Below are 15272 nucleotides of genomic sequence, written 5' to 3' on the forward strand. Positions count from 1 at the left end.
GCGGGGGGTGAGGGTCAGGGCAGGGGATGCGGGGACGGGCCGCGCGGGGGCGGCTCCAGCGGGAGCAGGCGCGGATCCAGCGCGGGGGGCTCGGGTTCCACGGCCTGCTCGCGCGCGAGCACCACCACGTCCTGGATGGCGGGGTGCTGGCGGAGCGCTGCTTCAATCTCGCCCAGCTCCACGCGGACGCCGCGGATCTTCACCTGGTGGTCGCCGCGCCCCAGGAACTCCAGCTCGCCGTCCGGCAGCTGGCGGGCCAGGTCGCCGGTGCGGAACAGGCGCGAGCCCGGAGGGCCGAAGGGGTCCGGCACGAAGCGCTCCGCGCTCAGGTCCGGCCGCAGGAAGTAGCCCCGCGCCAGGCCCGGTCCGCCCAGGTACACCTCGCCGGGCGCGCCCGGGGGGACTGGCTGTCCGCGCACGTCCAGCACGTGCATCTTCATGTTGCCCAGCGGCTGGCCCAGCGGCACCGCCTTGCGCGCCATGCCGGGCGCGCAGGTGAACCACGTGGCGTCGATGGACACCTCCGTCTGGCCGTAGAAGTTGAAGAGCGTCGCGGAGGAGTGCTCCGCCAGCCGGTCCACCAGGTCCGTCGTCAGCGCCTCGCCCCCGCAGACCACCGTGCGCAGCGCGTGGCAGTCCGCCATGCGGGGCTCCTCCAGCACCACGCGCAGCAGCGACGGCACCACGTTCATCTGCGTGACGCCGCGCCGGGCCATGAGGTCCGCGATGTAGCGGCTGTCCTGGTGCGCGCCGTCGCGCACCATCACCGCGCGGGCCCCCGCGAGCAGCGCGCGGAAGAACTCCCAGATGGAGGCGTCGAAGCCGAACGAGGCCACCTGGAGGACGCGGTCCTCCGGCCCGATGGGCAGCGCGTGCTGTTCCCAGAGCATCCGGTTGGCGATGCCCGCGTGGGAGATCATCACTCCCTTGGGGACGCCAGTGGAGCCGGAGGTGTGCACCACGTAGGCCAGCTGCTCCAGGTGGACGGTCCGCGCGGGAGGCGTCTCCAGCAGGCCTTCCTGTCGCCACGCGCCGGGCTCCAGGCGCGCCTCCGGCGGCACCGGCAGCTTGACCGCGAGCGAGGCGGGCGCGAGCACGTAGCGGGCGCGGCACTCCGCGACCATCAGGGCCAGCCGCTGCGTGGGGGCTCCGGCGTCCATCGGCACGAAGGCGCCGCCGGCCTTCATGACCGCGAGCATCGCCACCAGCACCTCCGTCGAGCGGGGCAGGCACAACGCCACGCGCTCCTCGGGCTCCAGGCCGGATGCGAGCAGCAGGTGCGCGAGCCGGTTGGCCCGGCGCTCCAGCTCCGCGTACGTGAGGAGGTCGTCCTCGCACTCCACCGCGATGGCCTCCGGCGTGCGCCGTGCCTGCTCCTCGAAGAGGGCGTGCAGGGGGCGCGGAGACAGCGGCACCGCGGGCGGGTGGAAGGACTCCAGCGCCTGTTGGCGGCCGGCCGCGTCCAGCAGCGGCAGCGCGGAGACGCGGCGCTCCGGATCCGCCGCGATGCCCTCCAGCAGGCGCTCGTAGGCCCGCGCCAGCCGGTGGGCGGTGGAGGCGTCGAAGAGGTCCGTGTTGTATTCGAGCCAGCCCGTCAGCGCGCCCGACGTCTCGACCAGCGTGAGGGTGAGCTCGAACTTGGCGGTGTCCGTCTCCAGGTCCAGGTTCGTCAGCGTGAGCCCCGGGAGCGCCAGCGGCTGGAGCGGCGCGTTCTGGAGGACGAACATCGTCTGGAAGAGCGGCGAGCGGCTCAGGTCCCGCTTCACGCGCAGGTCCATCACCAGCTTCTCGAAGGGGACGTCCTGGTGGGCGAAGCCACCCAGGGCCGTCTCGCGCACGCGGCCCATCAGGTCCGTGAAGCGTGGGTCGCCGGAGAGGTTCGTGCGCAGGGGCAGCGTGTTGACGAAGAAGCCGATGAGCCCCTCGGTCTCCGCGCGGTTGCGGTTGGCGATGGGCGTGCCGACGACGAGGTCGTCCTGGCGCGTGTAGCGCTGGAGCAGCACCAGCCACGCGGCCATCAGGGTCATGAACAGCGTGGCCCCCTCCTGACGGGACAGGACGTTCAGCGCGGCGGTGACGGCCGGGGACACACCCAGGGGCAGCTGCGTCCCGCGGAAGGTCTGGGCCGGAGGACGCGGCCGGTCCGTGGGAAGGCCCAGCGCGGTGGGCGCGTCCGCCAGGTGCGCGCGCCAGTACGCGAGCTGCTCCTCCAGCACGTCGCCCTGGAGCCAGTCGCGCTGCCAGCGGGCGAAGTCGGAGTACTGCACCGTGAGCGGCGGGAGCGGCGAGGGCGCGCCCTGGAGGAAAGCCGCGTACAGCGCGGCCAGCTCGCGCACGAACACGCCAATGGACCAGCCGTCGGAGACGATGTGGTGCATCGACAGCAGCAGGATGTGCTCGGCGTCCGACAGGCGCAGCAGCTTCCAGCGGATCAACGGACCGCGCTCCAGGTCGAAGGGCGCGGCCACGTCCTCGGCGGTCAGCTCCCGCACCCGGCGCGCGGTCTCCCGCGCGTCCAGCCCGCCCAGGTCCACCACGTGCAGCGGCAGCTCCGGCGCGGGACCCACGACCTGCACGGCCTCGCCCTCGCGGGCCTGGAAGGTCGTGCGCAGGGATTCGTGGCGCTGGACGATCTCCTGGAAGCTCTTCTCCAGGGCGCTTCTCTCCAGCGTTCCGCTGAGGCGCACGGCGAAGGGGATGCCGTAGTGGTGGCTGCCCGGCTCCAGCCGGTCCAGGAACCACAGCCGCTGCTGGGCGAAGGAGGGCGGCAAGGCCCGGGGCTTCGCCGCGCGCTGCTGGATGAGGGCCCGGGCGCGGGCGCGCTTCTCCTCCAACGCGGAGGACTGCTTCTCGTCACTCATGATTCGATTTCTCCGCTTTCGAGCTCAGCGATGAGTGCGTCCAGCTCCGCCTCGGACAGCCCATCCACCCGGGGCAGCGCCTCAGCTGGCGCGCGTGCCGTGAGGAGGGGCTGCTTCCGGACTTCCGCCTGCCGTGAGACGACCTGCGCGAGCGCGGCCACGGTGCGCGCCTCGAAGGCGCTGCGCAGGGGCACGTCCACGCCGAAGGATTCGCGCACGCGCGAGATGACCTGGGTGGCGAGCAGCGAGTTGCCGCCCAGCTCGAAGAAGTCGTCGTGGACGCCCACCCGGGGAGCCCCGAGCAGCTCCGTCCAGATGTCCGCCAGCCGCTGCTCCGTGGCGTCGCGAGGGGCCACACCGTCCGCGCGGGGCGTGGCGTCCGGCGCGGGCAGCGCGCGACGGTCCACCTTCCCGTTGAGGGTGAGCGGGAGCGCGTCCAGGAACAGGATGGCGGACGGGACCAGGGACTCCGGCAGCCGGCGGCGCAGGTGGGTCTTGAGGTCGCCTTCCGTGCACGCCTGTCCCGGCGCCACCACCGCGTGGAGCACCAGCCGCTTGCCGCCGGGCCCCTCCTCGCGGACCGTCGCGATGGCCTGCCGCACGGCGGGGTGCTCCAGCGCGAGCGACTCCACCTCTCCCAGTTCGAGGCGCAGGCCGCGCAGCTTCACCTGCGTGTCGGCGCGGCCCAGGAACTCGAGCGCCCCGTCCGGCAGGAAGCGGACCCGGTCGCCGGTGCGGTAGATGCGGGCGCCGTCGCGCGCGTCGAAGGGGTGCGGCACGAAGGCGCGCGCGGTGAGCTCCGGACGGTTCAGGTAGCCGCGCGCGAGCCCCAGGCCGCCCAACCACAGCTCGCCAGGGACGCCCACGGGGACGGGCTGCTGGCGCGCGTCCAGGACGTAGGCCTGGGTGTTCGCGATGGGGCGCCCGATGGGCGGGTTCATGGCGCCCGCGGAGACGGGGCCGCTGGTGGCGACGACCGTGCACTCCGTGGGGCCGTAGTGGTTGATCAACTGGAACGGTGTGCCTTCGGGCGCGCCCCGGTGCAGCCGGTCTCCGCCGGTGAGCAGCGTCCGCAGCGCCGCGTGCGCGGGCCACGGCTGCGTGAGCACCGCCTCCGCGAGCGGCGTGGGCAGGAAGCAGCGGGTGATGCGCTCATCGGTGAGCCACGCGACGAGGCGCTCCGGCATGGCGCGCACCTCGTCCTCCACGATGTGGAGGCTGGCGCCCGCCGTGAGGGTGGGCCACAGCTCCCACACCGCGGCGTCGAACGCGGGCCCGGCGGCCTGGGTCGTGCGGTCCTCTGGCGTCAGCGCGTAGGTCCGCTGATGCCAGTCCACCAGGTGGGCCAGTCCCGCGTGCTCCAACTCCACGCCCTTGGGGCGGCCGGTGGAGCCCGACGTGTAGATGACGTACGCCAGGTGGCGCGGGCCCGTGAGCGACGGCGGGGCGTGCTCGGGCGCACCGGTGGCGCCGAAGCCGTCCTCCGCGAGCAGGCACTGGCAGTCCGGCGGAAGCGCCAGCGCGGCGGTGTTCCGCGAGGCCAGGAGCACCGGCGCGCGGACGTCCTCCAGGATGGACTGGAGCCGCTCCGGGGGCGCGGAAGGGTCCAACGGAACGTAGGCGCCGCCCGCCTTGAGGACGCCCAGCGCCGCTTCGACGAACGCGGTCGAGCGCTCCAGGCAGAGCGCCACGGGCACGTCGGGCCCCACGCCCAGGCCGCGCAGGTGCCAGGCCAGCCGGTTCGCGCGGGCTTCGAGCTGGCCGTAGGTGAGCGCCTCACCCGCGAAGGCCACCGCGAGCGCGTCCGGCGCGCGCTCCGCCCAGGTCCCGAAGCGCGCGTGCACGGGGACGTGGGACGGCGGCGCCACCGGGCGCGGGTTCCACCCGTGGAGCAGCGTATGCCGCTCCTCCGCCGTCATCAGGGACAGGTCGCCCACGCGGCCGTCGGGATCCGCCGCGATGCTGGCCAGCAGCTCCTGGAAGTGCCCCGCGAGGCGCGCGATGGAGGCCGCGTCGAAGAGGTCCGCGTCGTATTCGAAGCGCGCGGTCAGCCCGCCGTCCTCGCCGCGCTCCATCGCGAGGTCCAGGTCGAACTTCGCCGGAGCGGATTCGGACTCCAGGAGCGTCAGGCGCAGCCCCTGGAGGGCGCGGGAGGGCAGGGGCGCGTCCTGGTAGGAGAACGCGACCTGGAAGAGCGGCGTGCGGCCCAGGTCGCGCTCCACCGCGAGCGCTTCGACCAGCTTCTCGAAGGGCACGTCCTGGTGCTCGTGCGCCGCGAGCACGGACTCGCGCACCCGGCCCAGCAGCTGGCGGAAGGAGGGGTTGCCAGAGGCGTCCGTGCGCAGGGGCAGCGTGTTGACGAAGAAGCCGATGAGCCCTTCGGTCTCCACGCGCGTGCGGTTGGACAGCGGGCAGCCCACGACGAGGTCGTCCTGGCCCGTGTAGCGCAGCAGCAACGTCTGGAACGCCGCCAGCAGCGTCATGAACGGCGTGGCGCCTTCGCGCCGGCTCAGCTCCGCGAGTCCACCGGCGAGCGCCGCCGGGAGATGGACCGCGTGACGGCCGCCCGCGAGTGTCCGCACCGCGGGCCGGGGCCGGTCCGTGGGCAGCTCCAGGACGCCGGGGGCGCCCGCCAGCCGCTGCTTCCAGTGCGCGAGCTGCCGCTCCAGCACGCCGTCCGCCAGCCACTCCCGCTGCCACAGCGCGAAGTCGATGTACTGGAGCGGCAGCGGCGCGAGCGCCGGAGGGACGCCCGTGGAGAACGCCGCGTACAGCGCGCCCAGCTCCCGCAGCAGCACGGCGACGGACTCGCCATCCGCGACGATGTGGTGGAGCGTCAGCAGCAGCACGTGCTCGTCAGGGCCCAGCCTCAGCAGCCGCCCGCGCAGCAGGGGGCCTTGGGCGAGCGGGAACGGAGTGCGGGCCTCATGCTTCGCGAGCCGGTGCACCTCCGCGTCGCGCGCCTCCTGGGACAGGCCACCCAGGTCCACTTCGGGCAGTTCGAAGGGGACGTGCGCATGGACGCGCTGAACGGCGCGGCCCTGGTGTTGGGAGAAGGTGGTGCGCAGCGCCTCGTGGCGGTGGACCACTTCATCCAGGCCTCGGCGCAGCGCCGCGACATCCAGCGGGCCCTGGAGGCGCACCGCCGCGGGCAAGTGGTAGCGCGCGTCGCCGGGCTCCAACTGGTCCAGGAACCACAGCCGTTCCTGCGCGTAGGAAAGAGGCGCTTCCGGCGCGCGGTCCGTCCGGTGCGTCAGCGTGGGTCCTCGCGCCGGAGCGCGCACGCCCCCGTCGATGCGCGCGGCGAGCGAGGCCACCGTGGGCGCCTCGAACAGCGTGCGCAGGGGCAGCTCCACCCCGAACACCTCGCGCACGCGAGCGAGCAGCCGCGCGGCCAGCAGCGAGTGGCCGCCCATCGCGAACCAGTCCTCGTGCAGGCCCACGGCTCCGCCGAGCAGCTCCGCCCAGAGGCCCGCGAGCGACTGCTCCGTGGCGGTGCGCGGCGCAGCGTCCTCCGGGGACGTGGAGCGCTCCAGCTCGGGCGCGGGCAGGGCCTGACGGTCCACCTTGCCCGTGAGGGTCAGCGGCAGCGCGGGCAGGAGCACGAAGGCCGCGGGGCACATCACCTCCGGCAGCTCGCGGCGCACGTGCTCGCGCAGCGCGGCTCCGGTGAGCGCCGCGTCCGGCGCGGCGACGACGTAGGCGACGAGGCGCTTGCCCGCGGGAGGCTCGTCGCGCACCGCGACCACGCACTGCCGCACGTCCGGGTGATGCTGGAGGACGGATTCAATCTCCCCCAGTTCGATGCGGAAGCCGCGCAGCTTCACCTGATGGTCGAGCCGGCCCAGGAACTGGAGTTCGCCCTCCGGCAACAGGCGCGCGAGGTCTCCGGTCCGGTACAGGCGCGCGCCTGGAGCCTCGCTGAAGGGATCCGGCACGAAGGCGCGGGCGGTGAGGTCGGGGCGGTCCAGGTAGCCCCGAGCCACGCCCGGCCCGCCGATGCACAGCTCACCCGCGACCCCCAGCGGCTGGGGCCGCAGCTCCGCGTCGAGCACGTGCACGCGCACGCCGTCCAGCGGCCGGCCGATGGTGGGCAGGCCGGATGCCACGTCCCCGGACTCGACCGGGGCGAAGGTGGCGGCCACGGTGCCTTCGGTGGGACCGTAGAGGTTGGTGACGCGGAAGGGAGTGCGCGTGGAGGGCCGCCGGTGCAGGCGGTCACCGCCGGTGGTCAGCTCGCGCAGGGCGAGCGACTGGGGCCACTGTTGGCCGAGCACGCCCTCCGCCAGGGCCGTGGTGAGGAAGGTGTGGGTGATGCGCTCGGAGGCAAGCCACGCGACGAGCCGCTCCGGCATGGCGCGCACGTCATCGCCGGGCAGGTGCAGGCTGGCGCCCGCGATGAGCGCGGGCCACACCTCCAGCACGGACGCGTCGAAGACCGGCGTGGACAGGTGCGTGGCCCGCGCCGAGGGCGACAGCCCGAAGGTCCGCTGGTACCAGCCCGCGAAGTGGGCCAGTCCGCCGTGCGTGAGCTGCACGCCCTTGGGCCGCCCGGTGGAGCCGGACGTATAGATGACGTAGGCGAGGTGATCCTCGTCGGGCGTGACGTCCAGCGAGGTGTCCGGCACGTCGTGGGCCGCGGCCGTCACGTCGTCCAGCACCCGCACGGACGCGGGCAGAAGTGAGCGCAGCTCCGGCGTCGTGAGCACCACCGCCGCGCCCACGTCCTCCAGCAGTGCTTCCAACCGCGCCCGCGGTGCATCCGGATCCAGCGGCACGTACGCGCCGCCCGCCTTGAGGACGCCCAGCAGCGCCAGCACCTGCTCGGGCGAGCGGTGCATCAGCACGCCGACGCGCACGTCCGGACCCACGCCCAGCTGGCGCAGCCTTCGCGCGAGCACGCGGGCCTGGCGCTCCAGCATTCCGTACGTCCAATGCCGCTCGCCCGAAGCGATGGCCAGCGCGTCGGGCGCGAGCGCGGCGTGGGACGCGATGGCGTGGTGAACGGGGGTGAAGGACGCGGGCGCCAGAGCCCCCGTGCTGAACGTGCGCACGCGCTCCTGCTCCGAGTCCGGCAGCAGCGGCAGGGCCGACACGCGCTGGTCCGCGTCCGCCGCGATGCCCGCGAGCAGGCACGTGAAGCGCGCCACCATGCGCCCGGCGGTGTCCGCGTCGAAGAGGTCCGTGTCGTAGCGGAGCGCGCCGTCCAACCCGCTCGGCGCATCCGCCATCTGGAGCGCGAGGTCGAACTGCGCGGTGCCCAGCTCCACGGGCACGCTCTCCGCCTCCAGCCCCGCGAAGCGCACGCGCACGCCAGGAAGGCCCAGCACCAGCGGGGTGAGCTCCTCGCGCCGGTGCGGCTGCTCCCAGGCGAACACCGCCTGGAACAACGGAGACCGGCTCGAGTCACGCGGACGCCGCAGCCGTTCCACGAGCAGGGGGAAGGGGAACTCCTGGTGCTCCAGCGCCTCCAGCACCGTGCGCCGGACCCGGCCCAGGTGCTCGCGGAAGGACGGGTCCCCGGACAGGTCCGCCACCAGCGCCACGGGATTGACGTGGTAGCCGACGACGTCCTCCAGCCCCGCGCGCGTGCGCCCCGCCGCGGGCGAGCCGACCGCGAAGCGCTCCTGTCCCGCATGCCGGGCGAGGAGGACCTGCCACGTGGCGAGCAGCAGCGAGAACAGCGTCGTGCCCTCTTCACGCGCCAGCGCGCGCAGCCGCCGCGTCAGGTCCGCGTCCAGCCGGAAGGTGAACGCGGCGCCCCGGAACGCGCGCACCGGGGGACGGGCGCGGTCGGTGGGCAGCTCCAGGGCGTCCGGCACGCCGTCCAGCCGCTGGCGCCAGTACGCGAACAGCCGCTCGCCCTCGGGGCCCTCCAGGAACGGGCGCTGCCAGCGGGCGAAGTCCGACGGCCGCAGGGCCGGAGCGGGGGACGCGGAGTCCCGTCCCTCCTTCAACGCGGGGTAGAGCCCGTGCAGCTCCTCCGCGAGCAGCGCCAGCGACCACAGGTCCAGGATGAGGTGGTGCGCCGCGAGCAGCAGCACCTGGCCGCCGCCAGCGTGGGCGTACAGCGAGGCGCGCAAGAGCGGCCCCTGCTCCAGCGAGAACGGGCGTGACGCGTCCGCCGCCAGCGCGCGCCGCAGCGGAGCCTCCTCCAGCGGAAGCGAGGTCGCGTCCTCCAGGAGCCCTCCGCCCCTGGCCGCGTCCGCCCGCTGCACGAGCTCACCGTGCTCCAGGTGGAGCGTGGTGCGCGGGGCCGGGTGCACCTGCTGCACGAGCTCACCCGCGTGCTCCAGGTGGAAGGTGGTGCGCAGGGCCGGGTGCCGCGCCACCAGCCGTGCCAGCGCCTCGCGCAGCGTGGGCACGTCCGCGGGCGTGTGGAAGCGCACCGCGAAGGCGAGGTGGTTCGCGGTGCTGTCCGGCGCCAGGCGCTGCGCCAGCCAGAGCGCCTTCTGTCCCTCGGACACCGGGTGGCGTCCCAGCGCGTCCCCCGACGCCGTGGGCGCGAGCGGCCGCTGTCCCAGCGAGCCCACCAGCTCCCGCGCCAGGGCCCGCAGGCTCACCGCGTCCATCAGCCGCGCCAGGGACGTGTCCGTGCCCAGCCACGTGTCCAGGTCGCTCTTGAGCTCCACCGTCGCCAGCGAGTCCAGCCCCAGGCTGATGAGCGTCCGCTCCGCGTCGACGTGCGCGCGCGGAAGGCGCAGCCTCGCCGCCACCGCGTCCACCAGCGACGCCTCCAGCAGTGCCGCGCGCTCCGGCTCCGGGAGCGCGAGCAGCTGCTCCGGACGCAGCGTGGGCACGGGCGGAACGGAGGCCTGGAGCGTGCTCTGGCCCAGCACCTCCAGCTCCCCGGCGAGCCACGCCTGCCGGCACGCGTACCGCTGCACCTTGCCGCTGGACGTCTTCGGCAGGGAGCCGCCCTGGATGAGCACCACGTCATGGGCCTGGGCGTCGTGCGCCAGCGCCACGGCCTCGCGGATGCTCCGGGCCAGCGCCTCCAGGTCCGTGCCGGCGTGGCGCGCGTCCACCTCCTGCACGATGACCAGCCGCTCCTCGCCCTCCAGCTCCACGGAGAACGCCGCGGTGCAGCCCGGCCTCAGCGCGGGGTGCACGCGCACCGTGGTGGACTCCACGTCCTGCGGGTACAGGTTGCGCCCGCGCAGGATGATGAGGTCCTTGATGCGCCCGGTGACGAACAGCTCGCCGCCGCGCAGCACGCCCAGGTCGCCGGTGCGCAGGTAGCGCGCGTCGTCCGCGCCCCCGCCCTCCACCCGCGCGTGGAAGACGCGCGCGCTCTCCTCCGGCCGCTCCCAATAGCCCTGGCCCACGCTGGCGCCCGCCACCCAGATTTCGCCCTCCTCGCCGGGCGCGCACTCGCGGGCGGTGCGCGCGTCCACCAGCCGCACCGTGTTCCCCTCCAGCACCCGGCCGGAGCCCACCAGGTTCACGCCGTCCGTCACCGGCGCGGTGCCCAGCGCGTGCCCGGTGACGATGAGCGTCGACTCGGCCAGCCCGTAGCAGGGGTAGAAGGCCTCCCTGCGGAAGCCCTGCGGCGCGAAGGCTTCGTGGAAGCGCTCCAGCGTCTCCGGCCGGATGGGCTCCGCGCCGTTGAAGGCCACCTTCCAGCGGCTCAGGTCCAGCGTCGCGCGCTCCTCGGCGCTGACCTTCCGGACGCACAGGTCGTAGGCGAAGTTGGGCCCGCCGCTCGTCGTGGCCCCGTAGCGCGACACCGCCTGCAGCCAGCGGAAGGGGCGCTGCAGGAACGCGATGGGCGACATCAGCACGACGGGGAAGCCGCCGTAGAGCGGCTGGAGCAGCCCGCCGATGAGCCCCATGTCGTGGTACGGCGGCAGCCAGATGACGCCCCGGCTGTCGCGCGAGTGGCCGAACGCGCGGTGGATGAGCGCCAGGTTCGCCAGCAGGTTGCGATGCGTCAGCATCACGCCCTTGGGGCTGCCCGTGGAGCCGGACGTGTACTGGAGGAACGCCAGCGCGTCCCCCGTGACGCCCGGGTCCTTCCAGCCGTCCTCCAGCCCCGGCGCCAGCGCGTCCGTGGCCACCCAGGTGAGCCCCGCCAATTCCGGCGCCTGCTCGAAGAGCATCCCGGCCATGCCGTGGATCATCTCCGTGGTGAGCACGAAGCGCGCCCGCGCGTCGCGCACCATCGCCTCCAGGCGCGGCAGGCTGCGGTTGAGGCGCGTCACGTCCGGCGGATACGCCGGCACCGCCACCACGCCCGCGTACAGGCACCCGAAGAAGGCCGTCAGGTATTCGTTGCCCGGCGGGAACAGCAACAGCGCCCGCTCCCCCCGCGCCCCGTTCGCCTGGAGCCAGGCGCCAATGGCACGCGCCTGCCGGTCGAACTCTCCATAGGTGAGCGCTGCTTCTTCGGATTCACCATCCACCAGGAAGGTGTAGCCCTGATGTCCTGGCGCTTCCGTGGCACGAATGCGCAGGAGTTCAATCAGGCTGGCCGGCGACATGTCGTTGGGCTCCAGGCGATGTATGGCTTGGAAAACACCATTCATGTGTCACGGCCAAGTCGTGTATGTCAAATCTTGCATTGATATGCTTGAAGCCTGTAAATTCCTTGAGAACTGGTTGTTTTCAGCCCAAAGACGACCATGCGGGTCGCAATCCCAACACCGGGTCCCTCTAGGAGAGCGGATGTACGAGAACATCGAGCGCATCAAGGCCCCTACTCGCGAAGTCTTCCTCGACGAGTACGTGCGGAAGCAGAAGCCCGTCATCATCACGAACCTGTTCGAGGGGCAGCCCATCAGCCGGCTGTCCAGCCTGGAAATCGCCCGCAAGGAACTGGGGGACATGCCCGTCGTGGTGCAGGAGGGCCACGAGGAATACTTCACCCGCATGCTGTCGATGCTCATCTCCAAGGACTTCACCTTCTCCGACATCGGGAAGAACCAGAGCACGGTGAACGGCTACCTGGAGATGGTGGCAAAGGACCCTGACAGCCGTCTGGTCTGCGCGGAGGTCCCCCGGTCGATGATCCAGAAGGTGGAGGCTGGATACACCATCCCCGAGTACTGTCAGCCGGACCCGGGGGAACCCGACGAGTACATGTCGATGCTGTGGTTGGGTAACACGGGCAACTTCACCCACATGCACTTCGACGCGGACTACAAGAACATCTTCCAGTACCAGCTCTGGGGGGAGAAACGCGTGGTGCTGGTGCCGCCCACGTCGTCGCGGAAGATCCTGCCCATGCGTAACAACAGCGCGCTCAGCCCGGAAGGACTCAGCCAGGAGGAGAACGACAACTTCGTGCGTTACGTGGGGGGTTATCAGGCGGTGGTGCGCACCGGCGAGACGCTCTTCATGCCCGCCCTGATGTGGCACTACTTCGAGTACATGGACACCAGCATGGCGCTGACCATGCGCTTCCGCCGCAACCGGTACCTGCGCTTCCTGGCGGACAACTTCCACACCGACTACCGCCTCCAGCACATCGCCTGGAAGCTGGCGAACGAGCGGGGAGTGGACGAGCAGGGCCGCAAGGCCTTCGCGCGGCTGGAGGCGGAGTTCCTCAAGCCCATGGACAACCCCGTGGAGAAGGCCAACCACCTCCAGCAGGTAGTCAATGACATCTACGCCAGCTTCTGCACGGACGGCCTGAAGGGAGACCTGAGCCGTCCCTTCCTGGAAGAGATTCGCGGGGCCATCCGGAGCATGGATGTCCTGGCGGGTTCCCTGTATTCAGACGAGCGCCCCACGGCTTGAGTTGGCTTTGAGGGCTGGCGCCCGCCCAATCCCTTGCATCGGCGGGGGATGGGGTGGGCGCCGGACCTGATACGTCTCAAAGCCCCCACTGGTGGGACCACTTCAACAACCAAGTGTCCGTGGTGGCGCCGTCCAGCAATTGGTTGGGAGCCAGGCGGGTCACCTGGGTGGTGCCCGGCGTGGTGGGCAGCTCCGTCTGGGCGCGTGAGTAGACGAAGTACAGCGTGGAACCCAGCCGGTACTCCCAACGCAGCACGGCGTTGAGGTTGAGCGCGGACTCGTGGAAGTCCGGGTCCAGCGCGGTCGTGGTGGGCGTCAGCCGCGCGAGCGGCAGCCGGCCGTTCGCGTCCGGGGTTCCTTCGAAGAAGGGGCCGTAGCGGCCGTACGCGGAGAAGAACTGCGCGTACGCCTGGAGCGTGAGCCGCGGGGTGAGCACCAGCAGCTGGCGCAGCGTGAAGGACACGGCGCGCGGGTGCAGCTGGCCGAACACGAGCCGGCCGTCCTCGTCCCCCACGTAGCGGGGCCCGTCCAGGTTGGTCAGCAGCTCGCTGGTCAGCTGCGTCTCCAGGCGCGGCGTGGGGCGCCACGTCATGGTCACCGCGCCGCCGCCGCCCGTCTTGGAGGGCAGGGGGGCCGGGGCGGAGATGCGGCCCACGTAGCCGTCCAACTGGAAGGAGAGGGCGCGGTTCTTGTCCGTGGAGCCCGCGCACGCCGCGTACCGGTACGGCGGGCGCTCGTAGGGGATGCCGGTGAGGGGAATCTCGCGGATGTCGCTGCGCCCGGTCAGCTGGCCCAGCTCGCACTCCACGGCGTGGAAGCCGGGCAGCGTGGCCAGCGCGCCCACCGTGAGCTTGTGGCTGAGGCGGATGCCGCGCCCGTCCGTGGTCCAGCTGCTGATGCCCTGCACGGAGGAGGAGAAGTCCAGCAGGGGCCCGAAGCCGGTGGGCCGCACGAAGGACACCCGGCCTGACGCCTCCTGGAGGTTCTGGGTCGGCTGGTAGCCCGTGGTGCTCAGCTCCAGGCGCGGCGACAGGTACTCGTAGCCCACGTCGAAGCGGAAGGGCTCACCGCCCTGCTTGCCGCCGCTCACGTAGGTGCCCAGGCCCAGGTCCCCCGGGCGCAGGAGCGTGCCGTCGCGCAAGGCACGCCCCGCCTCCGGGCCTCCCGCCACGCGCGAGCCGGTGAGCTGGCCGCGCACGCCCCAGGCGCCGTCCGTGCTGCGCACGTCCCAGTCCAGCGCCGCCGCGTTCCCGCCGGCCACCCGGCAGGCGTCGCGTTCGGCGGGGTCCTGGGGCAGGCCGCCCGCGCACAGGTCCGACAGGGGCGTCGCCGCCGCGAACGTGCCGCCCACGGACACGCCGGTGACGGGCTGCTGCCGCAGCACGACGGTGAGGAAGTTCTGCGCGGCGCCGGCCTGCGCGGGCAGCGCGTTGTTGGGGCCCAGGTGCAGCGGCCGGGACGGGTGGAAGCGGATGCGCCGGTCCGGCGGCGCTTCGCCGTCCTCGCCCGTCAGGTCCGTCCGGGGCGCGGAGGGGCCCATCACCACCGCGTCCAGCACGCCCACCTGGAGCGTGTCGGTGAGGTTTCCGGTCAGCTTCACCGCCGCCAGGATGGGCGTCTCCAGGCCGATGCGCCGCGTGTAGAAGAGCGTCTGCGAGGAGTCCCCCACCGGCTGGAAGACGTCCATGCCCTGGAGGAAGAAGGGGCGCTTCTCCGGGAAGAACTGCTCGAAGGTGCTGAGGTTGAGGATGAGCTGATCCGCCTCCACCTGGCCGAAGTCCGGGTTCACCGTGGCGGTGAGCGTCAGGTCGCTGGTGAGCGCCGCGCGCAGGTCCACGCCCACGTCCGCGGACGGGGAGCCCAGCCGGGGCGTGGGCCGCGCCGGGTCCGCGTAGCGGGGGCTCATGCCGAAGCGCGCGGCGACGTAGGGCGTCAGCTGCACGCCGCTGCGGGACGGGATGCGCTCCAGGCCCTCCAGGTGCCCGAAGCGGGACACGAAGGCGTTGTCGTTGCGCGGCAGGAGGGTGGAGTCGATGACCTCCCGCGTGCGGGCCAGCTGCCGGCGCACCGCGAGCCCGAAGGTGTGCGTGGGCGCCTCCGGGAAGCGCAGCAGGTGCAGGGGGATGACCAGCTCCGCGGACCACCCGTCCGGCAGGTCCGCGGCGGCGCCGTCCCACACCGCGTCCCAGTCCTCCGTGTACTTGATGTCCTCGAAGTAGAGGACGTCCCGGAGGATGCCGCCCGCGTTCACCGTGAACGCGTACGCGGTGCGGTGGTCGTGCGCGCTGTCCACCATCACCGTGACGGAGTCCGACTCCGGGGGCCGGTCCCTGCGCCCCAGCTGCCGGTTGATGAGCAGGGGCTGCGAGTCGCGCGCCAGGATGCCGACGTAGAGGTTGTCGTCGTCGTAGAGGACGCGCAGGTCGGTGCGCTCGCTGGGCGCCGCGCCGTTCTTCGGGAAGGTCTGCACGAAGCGGTCGAACAGCGGCGCCTGCTCCCACTCCGCTTCGTCCAGCCGGCCGTCCAACTGGATGGGCTTGAGCGTGCGCCGGGCCTGGATGGCCCCGGAAGCGGGCGGCCCTTCCGCGCGCGGCGCGGCGGCCCAGAGCAGGGTGAGGAGCCCCATGACGACGGGCGCCGTGGAACGCGGACGGGAAACGAGAGGCATGG

General features: G+C 72.6%; 4 protein-coding genes. 1 reads left to right on the forward strand and 3 read right to left on the reverse strand.

Features of this window, described 5'->3' with window-relative positions; all coding sequences use genetic code 11:
• Window positions 1-14: 14 nt before the first annotated feature.
• Together GTZ93_RS01035 and GTZ93_RS01040 are read right to left on the reverse strand one after the other, a co-directional pair.
• Entirely contained in the window at window positions 15-2861 is a 2847-nt protein-coding gene (locus tag GTZ93_RS01035) for a non-ribosomal peptide synthetase (RefSeq protein WP_161662604.1), read from the reverse strand.
• A complete protein-coding gene (locus GTZ93_RS01040) occupies window positions 2858-11344 on the reverse strand; it encodes a non-ribosomal peptide synthetase (RefSeq protein ID WP_161662605.1) in 8487 nt (2828 codons plus the stop codon). Before GTZ93_RS01040 ends, GTZ93_RS01035 begins: the two co-directional genes overlap by 4 nt.
• Window positions 11345-11528: 184 nt before the next feature.
• Between GTZ93_RS01040 and GTZ93_RS01045 the strand changes: the two genes are divergently transcribed.
• On the forward strand, window positions 11529-12602 hold the full coding sequence (locus GTZ93_RS01045; protein ID WP_161662606.1) for a cupin-like domain-containing protein: 1074 nt from the start codon (window positions 11529-11531) through the stop codon (window positions 12600-12602).
• 76 nt (window positions 12603-12678) lie between these two features.
• On the opposite strand, the gene GTZ93_RS01050 is transcribed toward GTZ93_RS01045, so the two are convergent.
• Complete coding sequence (locus GTZ93_RS01050) at window positions 12679-15270, reverse strand: DUF5916 domain-containing protein (RefSeq protein ID WP_139919201.1); 2592 nt, start codon at window positions 15268-15270, stop codon at window positions 12679-12681.
• Between the last annotated feature and the right edge of the window lie 2 nt (window positions 15271-15272).

The sequence above is a fragment of the Corallococcus exiguus genome (assembly GCF_009909105.1).
In the GTDB taxonomy this organism is placed as follows: domain Bacteria; phylum Myxococcota; class Myxococcia; order Myxococcales; family Myxococcaceae; genus Corallococcus; species Corallococcus exiguus.